This window comes from uncultured Brachyspira sp. (assembly GCF_944390845.1).
In the GTDB taxonomy this organism is placed as follows: domain Bacteria; phylum Spirochaetota; class Brachyspiria; order Brachyspirales; family Brachyspiraceae; genus Brachyspira; species Brachyspira pulli.
Window position 1 is genome coordinate 77513 of the sequence record NZ_CALXRM010000002.1, and the last position, 18291, is coordinate 95803.

Sequence of the window (18291 nt, forward strand, 5' to 3'; positions counted from 1 at the left end):
ATAATGTGCAGTAGTCGGTAAAATGAAATTGTTTCAGTATATACTAAAAAGTTTTAACTTTGTCAAACCGCTTACTATAAAAATAAATGGAGCTATTAAAAAATAATAACTCCATTCTATATAATAGTTCATTAATTTTATTTAATTTTTATTCCCATTCTATAGTTGCAGGCGGTTTTGAAGATATATCATAAACAACGCGGTTAATACCTTTAACTTCATTTATTATTCTGTTTGATATTATACCCAAAACATTATAATCAATTTTAGCCCAGTCAGCTGTCATGGCATCAACACTTTCAACAGCTCTTATAGCACAAACTTGTTCATAAGTTCTGCCGTCACCCATAACGCCGACACTTTTTACAGGAAGAAGTATAGCAAAAGACTGCCATAATTTTCTATAAAGTCCTGCTTTCTTTATTTCATTAACTACTATATCATCAGCTTCCTGAAGTATTTTTACTCTTTCTTCTGTAATGTCGCCTAATATTCTTACTGCCAAACCAGGACCTGGGAAAGGCTGTCTATATACTATATCTTCAGGTAATTTTAATTCTAAACCTATTTCTCTAACTTCATCTTTAAATAATTCTCTGAAAGGTTCTAAAAGTTCAAATTTCATATCTTTTGGAAGTCCGCCTACATTATGATGGCTTTTTATAACAACAGAGCTTCCTCTTAAAGATACACTTTCTATAACATCTGGATAAAGTGTGCCCTGTGCTAAAAATCCTACATTCTCAATCTTTTTAGCTTCATCATTAAATACGCTTACAAATTCATGTCCTATTATCTTTCTTTTTTGTTCCGGATCTGTAACACCTGCTAATTTATCTAAAAATCTTTTTGAAGCATCAACATAAATCAAATCGATATTGAAATTATCTCTGAATACTTCAACAACCTTTTTATCTTCATCTTTTCTTAAAAGTCCGTTATTAACGAATATACATTTTAATTGCTTTCCTATAGCTTTTTCTATTAATACTGCAGCTACAGAAGAATCAACTCCTCCTGAAAGTCCTAATATTACATTTTTATCGCCTACAGTTTCTTTTATTCTTTTTATCTCATATTCTATAAAAGACCCCATATTCCAATTTCTTTCACATTTACAAATATCAAATAAGAAATTTTCTATAATTTTTATACCATTATTTGTATGAACTACTTCAGGGTGAAACTGTATAGCATAAATATTTTTTTGTTTATTTTCTATAGCAGCAAGTTCAGTATTAGGTGTTTTTGCTATAAGTTCAAAGCCTTCTGGAATAGATTTAATACTGTCTCCATGACTCATCCACACAATATTATTTTTACCAAATGATTTAAATATGCTTTCATGATTAGTAATTTCAATTTCAGCTTTTCCATATTCACGTTTTTCAGCACTTTCAACTTTTCCGCCCATAGAATAAACTATTAACTGCATACCATAACATATTCCTAGTATAGGAATTCCAAGTTCAAATAATTCTTTATCTACTTTTGGGGCATCTTCTTCGTATACGCTTGAAGGGCCTCCTGAAAGTATTATAGCTTTAGGATTGAATTCCTTTATAAAATCTATTGAAACATGGAATGGGTGAATTTCTGAATAGACATTTAATTCTCTTATTCTTCTTGTAATAAGCTGTGTAAACTGAGAACCGAAATCTAGTATTAAAACCTTATCAATATTATTTTGCATATATTCCTCTTTTATAAAAAATAAACTATGAATTTTTTAATATTACATCAAAATAATAAAATTTCAATTAATAGTTATCATAATACTTATATAAAAATTTTTTATTTCGCACGGTAAGCTGATTTTTTGTATAATGAAAGTTGTTTTATTTATAATTCTTATTTGGAAATAAAATATTAATCGTGCGTTAATTAGCACAGCAAATTTAAAAAAAACTAGGGTGGGTGCTATAATTTATATTAAAGCAATAAGTATAAATAAAATTATCAATTCAAAATTAAGTATTAAATATAAAAGGGTGGGGGATTAGAATAAAGCTAAAAATCTATTTATATTCCCCGCCCTTTATTCTTTTTTATTTAATTTGAATTTTTAATTTTGTTTATCTTTTATACTCATACAGAAAAAGCATGCCCGCCCAAGCTTTTTTAAATTTATAGTTTTCTATACTTAAGCAACTATATTTTGTCAAAAATAAATTTATATTTTTGCTTTTATATCTGGGGCTTTGCCCACCGCTCTGCGTACTTTGTAGCACCCCATTTCTTTTACGACCGAAGGAAGTACTGTAAGTATTGGTATAAAAGAACCAAAAAAACTGCATTTTTAGTTTAAATCTAGGCTATACCTTAAATTTAATACATATATTTTAAATATAAAGTTCTAGCAATTGCGTTTTCGCGAAGCGTATCCGAGCTTGTCGAGGATATAGCTACTTTGACGAAGTCCGCAGAGCGTATGCGGCAAAAAAGTAGATAACATTGATATAAAGTGTATCAGTTGACAAACTTAAAAATTCTTAGTATATACCTAAACAACTATATTTTGTCAAAATTAAAATTATATTTTCTTTTTAATATATGGGGCTTTGCCCCATACCCCACTTCTTTTGTTGCCACAAAGAAGCAAAAGGGCTATATTTTAGCTTAAATTGATAATTTATATTACATGTAAAACAATTTTAGTATGATTTAGTACTAATTTTATCCTTGCACTTTTTGGTTCTTTGACGAAGTCCGCAGAGCGTATGCGGCGGGAAAAAGAACAACAAAAAAATTGACAAACTTAAAAATTTTTAGTATATACAAAAAGGAAGCAGTTTCCTGCTTCCTTTGAAATTTTTTAATTTAAATATTAATTAAGAATCAAGAAAATCTTTTAATTCTTTTTTCTTTGACTGAGCTCTTAATCTTCTTATAGCTTTAGCCTCTATCTGACGTATACGTTCTCTTGTAACTTTGAATACATATCCAACTTCCTCTAAAGTATGGCTGTATCCGTCAATAAGACCGAAACGCATTCTTATTACTTTCTGTTCTCTGTCTGGCAAACTGTCTAATATAGAGTCAATTTGTTTTCTTAAGATTTTGAAAGTAGTTATATTTTGAGGACTTTCAAATTCTTTATCTTCTATAAGTTCTCCTAAAATAGTGTCTTCTTCATCACCTATAGGAGCATTCAAAGATACAGGGTCTTTAGCTACATTTCTTACGCTTTTAACTCTGCTTTCAGGCCAGCTTAATGCTTTAGCTATCTCTTGAATAGAAGGCTCTCTGCCATGCTGCTGCATATACTGTCTTAATACTCTTTGAACCTTGTTTATTTGTTCTATCATGTGAACAGGAACCCTTATTGTTCTAGCTTGATCACTTATAGAACGTGTAATAGCCTGACGTATCCACCAAGTAGCATAAGTAGAAAATTTATAACCTTTTTTGTATTCAAATTTATCTACTGCCTTGATAAGACCAATATTTCCTTCCTGAACCAAATCGAAGAAATGAAGACCTCTGTTAACATACTTTTTAGCTATTGCAATAACAAGTCTCAAATTAGCTTTAACTATATGGTCTTTAGCTTGAGCAATTTTTCTTCTTGAAGAGTCTATTTTACGTACCCATTCAACTAAAGTTTCTTTATCTATACGAACCTCATCGTATATATTAGCCATACGAACTTGAGCTTTATGGAAACTTGTTATAACAGCCTCTATAGCTTCAGGAGTGATATTAAATTCATCTACAAGACGTATATAAATATCTTTATTTCCTGATTCTATTTCTTTATAATAATTTTCAAAGTCTGATATTTCTTTATAGTATCTTTTTTTGAGTTTTTCAAAGTATTCTTCTATTTGGTTGATTCTGTGTAAATAGAATTTAAGTTTTTCAGCTATTCTGTCTATTTCCATTCTATTTAATCTTACTTTACTCAAAAGCTTAACTATATTCTCTTTAACTTCTTCTTGTTCTTTAGTAAGAGATTTTATTGTTTTTTGTGTAGTTATTTTTTTGATTCTTTTATCTAAAGCAAGATATTTTTCAGCTAATGCTACATATTCTTTTTCAAAGTTTTTATACTTTCTTTCTAATTTTCTTTTTTCCTGAGTAGAAACATTATAGATTCTAGGAGGTTCTAATATTTCATGTATAGAAACCTTTCCAACCTGTACATTTTTTATTGTATTAAGTACTTCACCTACAACAAGATGTGTATTTAATATAATATTTTCTATATCTGTTTCGCCGGATTCAATTTTTTTAGAATAATCCACTTCATCTTCGTGGGTAAGCAAATTAACCTTTCCGATTTCTTTAAGATAAAGTCTTATAGGGTCATCATTATTTCCTACTTTATCCTCTACATGTATAAATTTAGCTGTAGTATCATCAATTTTATTTTGATTTTTAGAAAGGCTTTCAAATTCTCTCTTATCTTCAACAATGGCAATCTTTCTAGCAGTTAATAACTGAAAAAGTATATCCATTACGTCAGTATCCATATTATCTATGGCACCATTAATCTCTTTGAAAGTAAGATATTTATTAGTATTACCTTTTTCAAGCAATTTTCGAATCTTTTCATTATTTTTAATTAAAAGATCGCAATCCTCTTCTTTCATCATAAATCACTTCCTTGATGTAATTTTTCTTTTTGCTTATTAAGTAAATGTATTTCGCGAGCCTTTGCACAAATAGCCTCAAATCCATCATTACTTTCAAGAGTGTTGTTTAATGCAGTATTATTATCTAAAACCTCTTGCCTTTTAGAGTCTATGTAGCCGCTTTTAATTCTAATAATAAGCTCCTCCAACTTTTCATATATATTTTCACTATATAGTTTTTTCTTGCTTAAAATCTGATTAGCTATATGCTCATTTCCCAATACATTAAGAGCATCTTCAACGCTTGCTTCTTTATTAAGAGTTAAGAGTCTTATATAAAATTCCCTTGTTATATCTTTCTTAATAAGATCAACACTAATTTCTCTTTCAGCCTCTTTAATCAAAGAAGGATTTAGAGCAAGTAAATATATTAAACTATTTTCATAGTAAAATTTGTTATTTGTATTTTTAATTTTATTATTATTTGCGTTTGAGATATACTGATTTGTTTTCTGTATGCGTAAATAATCCTTGTTAAAAGCCTCCCTATCTATAGAAAGTTTAGAAGCTATATGAGCTATAATCATCTGCTTCTCTGTTTCGCTTTTTACAACATCTAAATACTTATAAAAATCATTAATAACATCTAACTTTTCCTCTATAGATATAGAAGAAATATCTTTCTTTATTCTATTCTCTACAATAAAATCGTACCAATTTAATCTATTATTATATAGTATATCAAACCGCTCTTTTGTATAAACTGTAAAAAATTCATCTAAATCCTTAGTTTCTTGTATAGAAAGTATAGTCAATTTTAAGTCAAACTTCAATAGCGTCAATATTGCCATTTTAGAAGCTTTCTGACCTGCTTCATCGCTATCTAATGCTAAAACTACATTGCTTGTATACTTTTTTATCTCTCTAGCATGTTCTTCTGTAATAGCTGTGCCTAATGTGCCTACTACATTTTTTATGCCCATTTTATGGCATGCTATTGTATCCATGTATCCTTCAACAAGAATAACTTCATCTTGCTTCATTATATAGGATTTAGCTATATTTATGCCATATAATGAAGATTTTTTCTTAAAAATAAGGCTTTCTTTGGAATTTAAGTATTTAGGTTCTTTACCGTCTATACTTCTTCCTCCAAAACCTATAACTTCTTCTCTTTCATTTATAATAGGAAACATTACTCTATTAACAAATGTGTCATAATAATGGCTAGGATTATTTTTACTTACACTAGCCAAACCTAGTATATTCATGTTATTTACAGTAATTTTATTATCGCTTAAAGCGTTAATAAGTGCATTCCAACTAGGAGGAGCATATCCTATTTTAAATTCTTTTATTATACTAAAAGGTATTTTTCTGTTTTTTAAATATTTTACTGCTTCTTTATAGAAATAATTTCCATTTTTATCCTTTAAAAGCAGACTTTTTCCAAAAAAATTGCAGGCTATTCTGTTTATTCTTCTGCTTTCTAAGTATATTTTCTCTTTTTGAGAGGATTTTGCAGAAAAGAAATCGGTAACATCTATTGAGAATCTATTACCAAGATATTTAACTGCATCCTTAAAGGACATATTTTCTTTTTCTTTTAAATAGGTTATAACATTTCCCTTTGCACCGCAGGTAAAACATTTATACACACCTTTATCATCATCAACAGACATAGAAGGATTAGTTTCCTGACCATCTTTGTGAAAAGGACATTGAACGGTGTATTTATTTCCGCCTCTTGGTACAACTTTATATCGATCCCTTAATATATCAATAAGAGATACTCTTGATAATAGATTGTTTAATTTTTCAATAAATAAGTTATCCACAATAAACTCAAGCAATAATATCTATAATATTAATCGGATATATATAGCAAAAAATACAGATTATACCTATAAATAAATATGCATAAATATAAAAATATTTAAAAAAAAGTCAAGTAATTATAGTAAAAAAACTAAAAAATATATGAATTTATTTCGATTTATTTTAGTTATTTATTACTTGACAAAATTCGTTTTTTTATTATTATAGTGAAATCAATTTTGTTTGAGGAAATATTGTGATTAATTATTTTGAAAAGAGCGAGAGGAGAAGAAGGATCTTAAACAATATAAAATCAAAAAGGATTATTATTGATAAATTTTATATTCCGCTTGGCATAGTACTAAGCGAATATGCTTATCCCAAGGAAGGGACTAAAATAGAATTAAAAAACACTGATAATGGAGATTTATACAACTATAGAATCTCAGTATCATCGGAGAAGATTTCTTCATTATATTTGAAGCTTTTAAAACTATTTCCGTCTTATGGCACAATAGTTATAGAGCGTATTAGTGAAGATGTTAATAGGGATTATGATGTACTTATGAGCGATCCTGATGTTTCATTAAATGAAATTAGAAAGGTGTTCAAAAAGTATAATGAACTTTGGATTGAATGCGGATACGTTGGATTCGGAGTTATAGACGAGCTTACAGAGTTTGAAATTTTCATAAATTTGGATAAAGAAATAGAAATTCATACTTCATATAAAAATATAAATAAAATTAACCATATTCTTGAATCATGCAGACTTTTGAATGATGATGCTTCATTTATAGGCGATTATGAGCATTTGCATTATTCTTTGTCTTCTATAGTTGCAGATGAAGGCTGTTCTGAAACAGATGAATATGTTTTTGATTATTATGATATTATAAATAATCTTAAGCATATATACGGATTTACTACTGTTAATTTAAATGAACCAAATATGTTAATAAAGCCTCCAAAATGGTGGAATGTTACTGTTAAGGGTTTAGGTAAATGCCAAAGGAGAACTTTTGTATCTACTTATTATATGGTTGCAAACACTATAGAAGAAATGGAAACTCTTATAGATGAAAGAATGAAAGATATGAATGTTGATTATTATTATATTTATGATTTTTATAATGTTGATCCTAAAAACTACAGCTATGAAAGTGTTAATGTCATAGATACTCATAATATTTCATTTGAAAAGGCACCTTTTGGTATTTGGGCACAGTCTGATGTATATATTTGTAATGTAAAAAATATAGCATCATATTATATTAATAAAAACTATGCAAGAACATATTGATTATAAATTTGAAAAAGCTTTAAAAATAAAAGAACATATTAAACATCAATTTAAATATTGTCCTTATTGCGGGGAAAAAGATTCTTTATCATTTAATAATATAAAGATATTCACATGTTCAAAATGCGGAAGAACTTATTTTATTAATCCGGCATCTGCTGTTGGAGTTATAATAGAAACTCCATCTGGTATAGTATTTGTTGAAAGGGGAATTAATCCTAAAAAAGGCTTTATAGATATGCCTGGCGGGTTCTGCGAGCCTTATGAAAGGGTTGAAGATACTGCCAAAAGAGAAGTTTTGGAAGAAACAAGCATAAAATTAGAAAAAATAGATTTTCTTATAAGCGGATCTAATGAATATATATATGACGGCTTAATGTATGTAACGTCTGATATATTCTTTTATTCAAAATTAGATTATACTCCAAATGTTAAGGCTAATGATGATGCTTCTAATGTTATATTTTTAAAAAGAAATGAAATAAATATAGATAATATAGCATTTGAATCAGCTAAAGAGGCTTTACTATACTATATTCAAAATATCAAATAAATATAATTATTTCAACTATGACAAGTAAGAAACAGATTGCAGAGATTATATTAGCATCATTTACTGCTATCTTTTTAGCAGCATTTATTAGGTTATTTTTCTTTGATACTTATATAGTTACTAATAAATCTATGGAGCCTACTTTTTTTGAAGGAGATGAAATACTTCTTCTTAAAAAGAGCTTTATTTTTAATCGTGTTAAGAATTTTGATGTTATAGTTTTTAATCATGAAGGAAGTAATTTAGTTAAAAGAGTTATAGGAATAGAAGGCGATAAAGTAGAAATAAAAGACGGCGGCTTATATTTGAATGATGAGCTTATAGAGCATGAATATTATATTTTTTCTGATAAAGATGACGGACTTTATATAGTAGGAAGCGATCAATATTTTGTTTTAGGCGATAATATAGATGTGAGCGAAGACAGCAGATATTTCGGATTCATAGATAAAGATAGTATAAAAGGGCAGGTAATACTTATATTCAGCCCTAAAAGCAGATTTCAGCTATTCAGTAATATATTTCATCACAATAAATAAATTTAGGTTTTTATGATGCTTAATAATATAGCAGATTATATTAATATATTATCAAATTTTTGCGGTAAAAGAGATATTGAATCCTTAACAAAGGAAGAACTTTATAATAAATATAATATTGATAAAGCTGATGTTATGGTTTTATTCGGCGGAAGTATTATATGCGGTGGCGATATATTAGCTGAGGCAATAAAAAACAATATAGCAGAAAAATATATTATAGTAGGCGGTGCCGGTCATACTACAGAAACATTGAGAAATAAAATGAGTAAAGAGCTTTCTAATATTGATTTAAATAATTTAAAAGAAGCAGAAATATTTAATAATTATATAAATACAAAGTATGATTTAAAGGCTGATCTTTTAGAATTGGAATCAACTAATTGCGGCAATAATATAACATATTTGCTTAAATTATTAAAAGAAAATAATATAAATTTCAAAAATATAATTATTTCTCAAGATTCTTCTATGCAGTACCGTATGGAAGCGGCATTAAGAAAATATGTTACTAAAGATATATTGATTATAAATTATGCTGTATATAAAGTTAATGTTATATGTAAAGATAATGAACTTGTTTATGATAAAGATATTTTTGGAATGTGGGATATAAATAGATATATAAATCTTTTAATGGGAGAAATATATAGGCTTAATGATGATGCCAATGGTTACGGCCCTAACGGCAAAGATTTTATTGTTCATGTTGATATACCAGATGATGTTATGAAGGCATTTATAGAATTAAAAAAAGAATTTATGATAAGAGAAGCTAATCCTCTATATTCTTAATTTTATTAACTTATAAATACTACTTGTACTAAAAACATATACAGTACAGTTCCTACTCCTATACTTATTAATACATTTCTTTTTATTACATGCAATATTACTATAACTGCTATAGATATTAATTCCGGTATAGCATAAGGAAATTTTATTATATTAATATCTTTAAGACAATATACTACAAGAAGTGCTATCATAGAATAAGGCAGTATTTTACCTAAAAACTGTATATATTTATTTTCAGATAATGATTTATTTATTATGAGAAAAGGAAGAAACCTAAGAAAGGCAGTTCCAATTACAATCATCAAAGCAGTTATTAATATTTCTTTATTTGTCATAATTTTATCCGTTTATACTTTCTGTTTTATCATATTTGTACATTACGCTTATAGATATCAATATTAGTACCATAGCAAGTATTATAAATATATTAGTTTTAAATATTAAAATAGGTATTGAACAAATAAGACCTATCACGGCACCTCTATGATCCTTACTTTCAAGCCATTGTTCTACGAATATAACAACGAATAAAGCAGTTAATACAAAATCAAGCCCTTTAGTATTGAAAGTTATAAAAGAGCCGATTAAACAGCCTAACAATGTACCTATATTCCAATATATATGATTTATAAAAGCTACAAAGAAAAGAAATGCATTTTTATTGATATTTTCTGGTATATCTGCAGAGCATAGTATTGAAAAAGTTTCATCACTTAAAGTATATATCAAATAAGGCTTTATAATACCTGTATTTTGAAATTTTGATATAAGAGATATACCATAAAATCCTACTCTTGAATTAACTATTAATGTAAGTATAAAAGCGTATAGAGGATTAAAAGGTGCTAAAAATAAATAATTAATGGCTGTATACTGCATGCTTCCGCAATATGCAAATAAACTTAAAAAAACTGCAAGCCAAGTATCAAGACCTTTAGCTTTCATTAAAACACCATAAGCCATACCCAAAAATATATACCCTACAAGAACAGGTATAGTATAAGGAAATGCATATTTTAAAGATGATATGATTTCTCGTTTTTTAGTATTCATAATATTTTTTACTATTTATATAAAATTTCTATATTATTAAAAATTATTTAAATCTGTAGATGTATTTACTTACAAACAAAAGTTTTTCAAAAATTTTAAATAAATTTTCAGAAATAAGATAATCAAAAAAATATTTATGTCAATATGATTTTTATAGTTTTGATTTTATATTTTTTACTTTATTTTCATCAGTATATTTAATACTGAACTCTGGAGGTCTTAAAGCGGCACCCATAAATACATTTTCATTTCTGTATTCCATTATGCTATTAACTGTTTTATTTGCTGTCATATGATATTCATTAGCTTTTACAGTATCTTTTATATATTCAATATTTCTTTCATTTATTCCGCTTCCGGGCATTATTATTATTTTATCATTATATTTTTCTACTAATTCTTTTAATTTTATTATACCGCTCATAACATTAGCTTCGCCGCCTGAAGTGAGTATTCTCTCAAAACCAAGTGATATAATATCCTCGCATGCTTCATTTAAATCAATACTTACATCTATAGCTCTATGGAAAGTTGCTTTACTGCTTCCCCATAAATCTAATAATTTAGAACATCTTTCTTTATCAACTTTTCCTTCTTTTGTTAATATGCCGAATACTATTCCGTCAATTTTTAAATCTTTCATTAATTTTATTTCTTTTTTCATTATTTCAAATTCGATATCATTATAGCAGAAATCTCCGCCTCTAGGACGCACCATTGCATATATTGGCTTATTAACTTTTTCTCTTGCTAATTCCAAAACTCCAAAACTAGGGGTAGTACCGCCTTCAAACATATTTCCGCAAAGCTCAAGTCTGTCGGCTCCGCCTTTTTCTGCATTAATGCATGATTCTACAGAATCAACGCATATTTCTATTTTGATATTATTTTCCATATTATACCCCTTAAAGTTTTGATTTATATAAAGATATATAAATTATACTAGATAACTGTTAATTGTAAAGGTGCTTTATTTTAAAGCTGATGAAAGCTGAAAATATCCTGCATTTTTAAGATTATTAATATTAGTAAAGCCCAATTTATACATACGCATAGAGGCCATACCAGAACGGCTGCCGCTTGCACAGTAAACTATATATTCTCTGTTTTTATCTAATTTTGAGATTTTTTCTTCAAATTTATAATCATCTAATGCAATGTTTATGCTGTTTTTTATATATCCGCTTTGCTGAACTTCTGCATAGCTTCTTACATCTATTAAGCCAATATTTTTATTATTTTTATAAAGTGAAACTGCATCATTAATATTTATATTCTTAAATTTTCCTTTGCTTCTTATATCAAAAATAATTTTTCTTACAGTACTTAATATTATAAAAGTTAGTATAAGTCCTATTATTAATGTTAAAGTATTATTCATGTTATACCCTCTGTATGTATATAGAATTATTATATCATATAGTGAGTAAATATCAATACATAATAAAACTATAAAATTTTTTTAAATAATATTTTATAATTTTATAGTTGATTAAAAAGTATAGTTATCAAAACATATACTGCAAATTTAATTCCCATATTAAAAATATAAGCCAAGTATAAATAAATCTTTCACTTACTTCTGAATTATCATTTTTTATAAAATAAGGTTTAATAGTAACTTTATCATCAGTTAAGGCATAATATGATATATTAGTATCAATGCAAAAATACTCTTTACTCATAGAATCATAAAAAGAATATTTATTAATTGTATTGGTATTAAGAAAATTGGTTTTCATTTCATATTTATTAATGAATCTTTTTAAAAGTCCGTAATTTGTTTCTATTACTTTTAATTTATTAAGTGTTTTATTTAAATCATCTATATTTATAGTGCTAAACTGCATTATTGGCTGATACAATTCATAATCATTAAGCTGATTTTTCCATTTTGATATAGTTTCTTTTTCCATTTCATAAGGACTTGCTAAATTTATATAACTGTTTTCATCAATAAAAATACTTTCATCATTTTCATTGCTGTAGCTTCCGTCGCCTGAATATCTGAAAGTATAAACTTTATTTTCAATATGCATATTCCAAATTAAGTTAATAGCAAATTTATTCATTAAAACATTATCAATAAAAATTTCTTTAAAAAAGCTGTAATGATATTTTTTACCGCTCATTAAAAGTTTTATTAAATTAAAATTCTGATTTTTTATAGTAAATGAAATTTCTTTTTTTATATATTTAATTTTTTCCTTCAAATCAGATGTCATATTTTTCGGATATGATTTTAATATTTTATTTTTTTCAATATCAAAAAGCTCTGCCTCATTATCTTTAATAATTAATTTATATTTATTATCTTCTATAATTTTTTCACCATTTTTATCAAATCCTAAATTGGGTATAAGTTTAAATATTATATCATCTTCAGTTAAATTTCTCATTAAAGCAGCTTCATGCAATATAGCATCTGCTATTTTCTGTATATCATCTCTTTCATTATATCTAAATACATTGCATAATAAATTCATAGCATAATCGCTTTCTTTATGAAATGATAATATTATAAGTAAAAGTTTAGAATATTTTTCTTCTTCATTTATTTCTTTTACAGCTTCATCTCCTCCATATATCCCGTAAATTATAGCTGAAGTTTCTTTTTTGGAAGATATATATATTTGTCTTAAAGCTTTTATAAATGATTCTGTGTCTAATAGATTTATAATATTATCTATTAATACTATTTTAAAAACATCTCTCTTTAATGCTAAATAGGATAAGTATATATATTTTATAACTTTGATATTAACTGTTTTTGTTTTATCTTTAGTAAATACTTCTTCAATATTTAAATCATCTATAAACTTAACTTTCTTTTCATCTTTTTTATCGTAATTATTTTCTATATAATTTTCTGCTTCTTCTATAGTTTTAAAATCATTAGAAATTTCTTTTAATTCATTATAATAATCGTTTTCTAATCTTTTACGAAAAAGCATTATTTTTTTATTATTAGTTGTATTAATGCTGTAATATATTTTTTTGATATCATTATTTTTTAAAAGCTCTGATAAAGCTTCTTCATTATTATTTTCTAAACAGTATGAGTAAATTTGAAACTTCAATGAAATTTTATTATTTTTATACATAAATGAATTTTCAAACATATAATTCATTGAATAAAGATTTTTAATATCCCAAGAATCTAAATCCTGATCAAATTTATTAGTATTTGCAAACATTTTATTCATACTTTCAACATTAGATACATTCCATTTATTTAAAGGCTTGTTAAATTCTAAGGCACCATTAAACATATCATCCATTGCTTCTACATGGATTACATTCCAATTATTAATATCATTATCAAATTTCAATGCATCAGCAAACATTCCTCTCATATTTTTTACTTTAGAAACATTCCATTTATCTAAACTTTGATTAAACTCTTTAGCCGACTGAAACATCATATTCATACTTTCTACATTAGAAACATTCCAATCATTTAAAGGCTGATTAAAACATAAAGCAAAATGAAACATCTCGGACATAATTTTAACTTTTGAAACATTCCATTTACTTATATCATTATTAAAATAACTATTAAACGAAAATAAACCATGCATGTTTTCTACATTTGAAGTATCCCAATTTTCAATACCATCATAATTTTTTCTATTAGAACATTTAAATAAATCTGTCATATTAGTGATAAGGCTTGTATCAATATCATTTAAATCAATACTTTCATCATCAACTAATAATTTTAATTCTTTTGTATTATTTGGTTTGAACTTTTTATGCATAGTAAATCCTTAAAATATTATATACTTAAAATTTTTAACTTTGTCAATTTTTTTATTGTTCTTTTTCCCGCCGCAAAAAGAACCAAAAAGTGCAAGGATAAAATTAGTACTAAATCATACTAAAATTGTTTTACATGTAAGACAGGTTATTAATTTGAGCAAAAATATAGCATTTCGCGAAGCGTATCCGAGCCTGTCGAGGATATAGCTTCTTTGGGTCACCACCAAGTAGGTGCCTAATCGGCAAAAGAAGTAGGGGTGTGGGGGCTAGTCCCCACAAATAACGTAAATTCAAAATTGTATTTTTTGACAAACTTAAAAATTTTCAGTATATACTGAAACGATTTCATTTTGCCGACTATTACACATTATATAATTATCATCAACTTTTTTGACGCACAAAAAAGTTGCAAAAAATGCAATTGCTAGAACTTTATATTTAAAATATATGTATTAAATGTAGAATATAATCTGAATTTAGACTAAAAATGCAGTCTTTTTGGTTCTTTGTGCCAACAAAAGAACTGGGGGGGTCGGGGGCTAGTCCCCGAAAATAATAAAAACATAAAAACTATTTTTTGACAAACTATAGTTGTTTTGGTATATATTAAATAAAAAAGTGAAGCTAATAAAAATTAACTTCACTTTTATTTTATTATAAATTATAAAAATAATTAATGTTTAAAATGTCTTATTCCAGTAAATACCATAGCAATACCATGTTCATTACAAGCATCTATTGATTCCTGATCTCTTATAGATCCGCCAGGCTGAATTATAGCTTTAATATTGTATTTAGCACAAGCATCAACAACATCTCTGAATGGGAAGAATGCATCAGATGCCATTACAACTCCATCACCAGCACGCTCTAAAGCATCTTCACAAGCCCAAATTCTATTAGTTTGTCCGCTTCCTATACCTTTAGCCATAAAGTCTTTTATTACTACTATAGCATTTGATTTAGCATATTTTACAACCTTCATTCCGAATATTAAATTCTTCATTTCTTCTTCAGTAGGCTTTTTCTCTGTTACAACTTTATAATCTTCTATTAAAGTAGTATCTTCATCTTGTACAAGTAATCCGCCGTCAATTTTAACAAGATTGATCTTATCATTACTATTAGTTTTATATTTTATAACTCTTAAATTCTTTTTAGTTTTTAATACTTCCAAAGCTTCAGGAGTAAAGTCTTTAGCAATAACAATTTCCAAGAATATTTTTATAAGTTCTTTTGCAGTTGCTTCATCTACTGTACTATTGAAAGCTACTATTCCTCCGAATATAGAAGTAGGATCGCATTCATAAGTTCTATTATAAGCCTCTAATACATTAGAACCTAAAGCAGCACCGCAAGGAGTAGAATGTTTTATAGCAGAACAAGCATATTCTTTTTTAGCCTCATCAAATTCCAATACTATTTTTAAAGCTATATCCATATCTCTAATATTATTAAATGAAAGTTCTTTTCCGTTTAATTGTTCAAAATCTTTCATAGAGCCTTTATCTGTAGTAGAAACATAATAACTTGCTCCCTGATGAGGATTCTCTCCGTATCTTAATTCTTCTTTTAATGCATAAGACATATTCAAATAATTAAGTTTTTTGCCTTCTTTATTTTCTAATGAATTGAACATAAACTCTGAAACAGCAGCATCATAAGCAGAAGTCAAATTAAATACTTTAGAAGCTAAATATTTTTTTGTTTCAAAACTAACTTCGCCTTTTTCCATTTCATTTTTTACTAAATCATAATCTTTAACATCGCTTATAACAACAACATCTTTAAAAGACTTAGCAGCAGAACGAAGCATAGTAGGTCCGCCTATATCAATAAATTCAATCTTTTCTTCAAATTTCAAATTATCATCTTGTACTTTTTCAAAGAAAGGATAAAGATTAACTATAACCATATCAATAGGAGTTATACCTCTTTCCTTAATAGTTTCCATATGAGTAGGATTATCTCTTATAGCAAGTATTGCTCCATGTATTTTTGGGTCTAAAGTTTTTACTCTGCCGTCAAGCATTTCTTTAGCTCCTGTAACTTCAGCAACCTCTATAACTGGTATATTATTTTCTTTCAAATATTTATAAGTTCCGCCTGTAGAAACTATTTCCACATTCTTTGAAGTCAAGAATTTAGCAAAATCTAATATTCCGTCTTTATAAAATACAGATATCAATGCTCTTTTAATCATTGCACAACTCCTAGTAATAGTTTTTATAAAATAATGAAACAATTATAATATAAAATGTGTTATTGTAAAGAGTAATTAAAAATTACTGAAAACTATTAAAAGTAAAAAATGTTTAAACTATCATAACTTTATACAAGTTTATTTAAACAAGTAATTATTTTTATCAAGTTATCATAATTGTAATTTTATGTTAACTATGTTAAAATGAATCTTCATATTATTTAATTCAATAAATTCAATAAAAATTAGAGGCTTATTATGAAACCGTTCATTAAATTTTTTATTATATCTTTTATAATAATATCTTTTAACTTATATTCTGCTGTAACTGTAGACTTTAGATTATTTACAAGTTCTTATGCATATAATGCTGAAAATACTTTATGGACTGATACAAGGACTACATTAACATATTTTGAAAATTTTACTGAAGGAGCTTTTGATATAAAATTTAACGATTTTATTACTTTAAGAGTAGGAGCTTCAGTATTTTTTCCATTTACATTTGAATTCCCTCAAGGTATAAGGGTTTTTCCTATAGTAACTACACAATTATCAAATGAATATATATCTTTGAGAATAGGTACTATGACAGGCGGACATAATTTACCATCACCAATAAGAGATCCTTTAATGGATATGACTCCAGTTGTTAGATCTACTCCGGATAATACTTTAATATCAAAAGGTCCTGAAGAGTATAAATATAATGAACCTTTTACCCATGGTTATTATGAATACGGTGCTTCCTTTGAATGGTTTAAAGGAGGAAAAGGTGAAATATATATGAATTGGCAAATACAGCATAATGCTAAACATAGAGAAAGATTTGATGTCGGACTTACTTATGCTATGGATTTTGTTCATGATATAGCAACACCTTATGCAGCTGTTCACTATTGGCATAATGGAGGACATGAATACCCATTTGTACCAGGAACACCAGCTATTACTGAAAACTATGTAGGTGCTATAGGTCTTAATAGTTATTATTTAACTATACTTTATATGGCTTCTTATAATTTAGCAGACAGAGATAATGAGCCTGGAGTATTCGGACATGGACTTTTCTTGAGAGGTACAATACCTGTTAAAACTTGGTTTGAAATAGAACCTATAATATTTGTTTCTGGCTGGTATATCAATAAAAAACATAAATTTATCAGCGTTGAAGGAGATCCTTTCTATAGAGTGCCTTTCTATTTCGGACTTAATATAAAGAAAGACTTTGTATTTGATAATGGAATAGTTTTGGGACTTGGTTTTGTTAATGGATTATTCCTTAATGAAAAAAATCAAATAGGTATAAGATACGATCAAACATTGCAATTTGACTTTACATATTTAGTTCCTGTAAAAAAATAATTAATAATTTAATATTGATAGCGATAAACTATAGTATATTCCCTAGTTTATCGCTATTATTTTACTATTTTTTGATTTTTTATATTTAAAACTTATATAATAATAAATTGCTTTTATTGTAAAATATAGTAATATACTTAAAAAAGATTTATAATTAATAAATAATTAAGTATTATTTAATGTTTTATAAAAATTATATTAAATTATTATGATACAAAAATAATTTCAGTGTATACTGAAAATTTTTTAAGTTTGTCAATTTTTTTAATATATTGTATAATAATAATATGGATTTTAATTTAACAGACGAAGAAATAAAA

The 18291-nt window shown here is 26.7% G+C and carries 14 protein-coding genes; 5 read left to right on the forward strand and 9 right to left on the reverse strand.

Annotation, left to right across the window (positions count from 1 at the left end):
• Window positions 1–148: 148 nt before the first annotated feature.
• The 3 genes from guaA to dnaG all read right to left on the reverse strand — a co-directional run bounded on the left by guaA (window position 149) and on the right by dnaG (window position 6415).
• Window positions 149–1693, reverse strand: a complete 1545-nt coding sequence (gene guaA, locus Q0K52_RS00790; protein WP_297295472.1) for a glutamine-hydrolyzing GMP synthase — start codon at window positions 1691–1693, stop codon at window positions 149–151.
• 1138 nt (window positions 1694–2831) lie between these two features.
• Window positions 2832–4598: an RNA polymerase sigma factor RpoD gene (gene rpoD, locus Q0K52_RS00795; protein WP_297295473.1), complete on the reverse strand. Its 1767-nt coding sequence runs from the start codon at window positions 4596–4598 to the stop codon at window positions 2832–2834.
• Window positions 4595–6415 carry a DNA primase gene (gene dnaG, locus Q0K52_RS00800; RefSeq protein ID WP_297295474.1) on the reverse strand — a complete coding sequence of 607 codons (1821 nt, stop codon included), beginning with the start codon at window positions 6413–6415 and terminating at the stop codon, window positions 4595–4597. Before dnaG ends, rpoD begins: the two co-directional genes overlap by 4 nt.
• Before the next feature lie 236 nt (window positions 6416–6651).
• On the opposite strand from dnaG, the gene Q0K52_RS00805 reads away from it, so the two are divergent.
• Genes Q0K52_RS00805 through Q0K52_RS00820 form a run of 4 tightly spaced genes read left to right on the forward strand, consistent with a single transcriptional unit; the run spans window position 6652 to window position 9585 of the window.
• On the forward strand, window positions 6652–7698 hold the full coding sequence (locus tag Q0K52_RS00805) for a hypothetical protein (protein ID WP_297295475.1): 1047 nt from the start codon (window positions 6652–6654) through the stop codon (window positions 7696–7698).
• Window positions 7682–8251, forward strand: a complete 570-nt coding sequence (locus Q0K52_RS00810; RefSeq protein WP_297295476.1) for an NUDIX domain-containing protein — start codon at window positions 7682–7684, stop codon at window positions 8249–8251. Before Q0K52_RS00805 ends, Q0K52_RS00810 begins: the two co-directional genes overlap by 17 nt.
• A gap of 17 nt (window positions 8252–8268) precedes the next feature.
• Complete coding sequence (gene lepB / locus Q0K52_RS00815; protein WP_297295477.1) at window positions 8269–8790, forward strand: signal peptidase I; 522 nt, start codon at window positions 8269–8271, stop codon at window positions 8788–8790.
• Between the two features lie 15 nt (window positions 8791–8805).
• Window positions 8806–9585 carry a YdcF family protein gene (locus Q0K52_RS00820; protein ID WP_297295479.1) on the forward strand — a complete coding sequence of 260 codons (780 nt, stop codon included), beginning with the start codon at window positions 8806–8808 and terminating at the stop codon, window positions 9583–9585.
• 5 nt (window positions 9586–9590) lie between these two features.
• Here the strand turns inward: Q0K52_RS00820 and Q0K52_RS00825 are convergent, their stop codons facing one another.
• The 6 genes from Q0K52_RS00825 to purH form a co-directional block, all read right to left on the reverse strand.
• On the reverse strand, window positions 9591–9923 hold the full coding sequence (locus tag Q0K52_RS00825) for a branched-chain amino acid transporter permease (RefSeq protein WP_297295481.1): 333 nt from the start codon (window positions 9921–9923) through the stop codon (window positions 9591–9593).
• A 4-nt stretch (window positions 9924–9927) separates the two neighbouring features.
• A complete protein-coding gene (locus tag Q0K52_RS00830) occupies window positions 9928–10641 on the reverse strand; it encodes an AzlC family ABC transporter permease (RefSeq protein ID WP_297295483.1) in 714 nt (237 codons plus the stop codon).
• A gap of 151 nt (window positions 10642–10792) precedes the next feature.
• The gene (locus Q0K52_RS00835) at window positions 10793–11536 is read right to left on the reverse strand and encodes a copper homeostasis protein CutC (protein WP_297295485.1); all 744 of its coding nucleotides are present in this window, start codon (window positions 11534–11536) and stop codon (window positions 10793–10795) included.
• 75 nt (window positions 11537–11611) lie between these two features.
• On the reverse strand, window positions 11612–12022 hold the full coding sequence (locus Q0K52_RS00840) for a rhodanese-like domain-containing protein (protein WP_297295487.1): 411 nt from the start codon (window positions 12020–12022) through the stop codon (window positions 11612–11614).
• A 127-nt stretch (window positions 12023–12149) separates the two neighbouring features.
• Entirely contained in the window at window positions 12150–14402 is a 2253-nt protein-coding gene (locus Q0K52_RS00845) for a BspA family leucine-rich repeat surface protein (protein ID WP_297295490.1), read from the reverse strand.
• A gap of 674 nt (window positions 14403–15076) precedes the next feature.
• Window positions 15077–16606 carry a bifunctional phosphoribosylaminoimidazolecarboxamide formyltransferase/IMP cyclohydrolase gene (gene purH, locus Q0K52_RS00850; protein WP_297295492.1) on the reverse strand — a complete coding sequence of 510 codons (1530 nt, stop codon included), beginning with the start codon at window positions 16604–16606 and terminating at the stop codon, window positions 15077–15079.
• 258 nt (window positions 16607–16864) lie between these two features.
• On the opposite strand from purH, the gene Q0K52_RS00855 reads away from it, so the two are divergent.
• Window positions 16865–17971, forward strand: a complete 1107-nt coding sequence (locus tag Q0K52_RS00855) for a hypothetical protein (protein ID WP_297295494.1) — start codon at window positions 16865–16867, stop codon at window positions 17969–17971.
• The last annotated feature ends 320 nt before the right edge of the window (window positions 17972–18291 follow it).

Bases quoted from the DNA above. Each gene is read 5' to 3' on its own strand.
- Q0K52_RS00825 (WP_297295481.1), bottom strand. From the start codon at position 9,923: ATGACAAATAAAGAAATATTAATAACTGCTTTGATGATTGTAATTGGA.
- Q0K52_RS00835 (WP_297295485.1), bottom strand. From the start codon at position 11,536: ATGGAAAATAATATCAAAATAGAAATATGCGTTGATTCTGTAGAATCA.
- Q0K52_RS00845 (WP_297295490.1), bottom strand. From the start codon at position 14,402: ATGCATAAAAAGTTCAAACCAAATAATACAAAAGAATTAAAATTATTA.
- lepB (WP_297295477.1), top strand. From the start codon at position 8,269: ATGACAAGTAAGAAACAGATTGCAGAGATTATATTAGCATCATTTACT.
- purH (WP_297295492.1), bottom strand. From the start codon at position 16,606: ATGATTAAAAGAGCATTGATATCTGTATTTTATAAAGACGGAATATTA.
- Q0K52_RS00840 (WP_297295487.1), bottom strand. From the start codon at position 12,022: ATGAATAATACTTTAACATTAATAATAGGACTTATACTAACTTTTATA.
- Q0K52_RS00855 (WP_297295494.1), top strand. From the start codon at position 16,865: ATGAAACCGTTCATTAAATTTTTTATTATATCTTTTATAATAATATCT.
- guaA (WP_297295472.1), bottom strand. From the start codon at position 1,693: ATGCAAAATAATATTGATAAGGTTTTAATACTAGATTTCGGTTCTCAG.
- Q0K52_RS00810 (WP_297295476.1), top strand. From the start codon at position 7,682: ATGCAAGAACATATTGATTATAAATTTGAAAAAGCTTTAAAAATAAAA.
- Q0K52_RS00820 (WP_297295479.1), top strand. From the start codon at position 8,806: ATGCTTAATAATATAGCAGATTATATTAATATATTATCAAATTTTTGC.
- Q0K52_RS00830 (WP_297295483.1), bottom strand. From the start codon at position 10,641: ATGAATACTAAAAAACGAGAAATCATATCATCTTTAAAATATGCATTT.
- rpoD (WP_297295473.1), bottom strand. From the start codon at position 4,598: ATGATGAAAGAAGAGGATTGCGATCTTTTAATTAAAAATAATGAAAAG.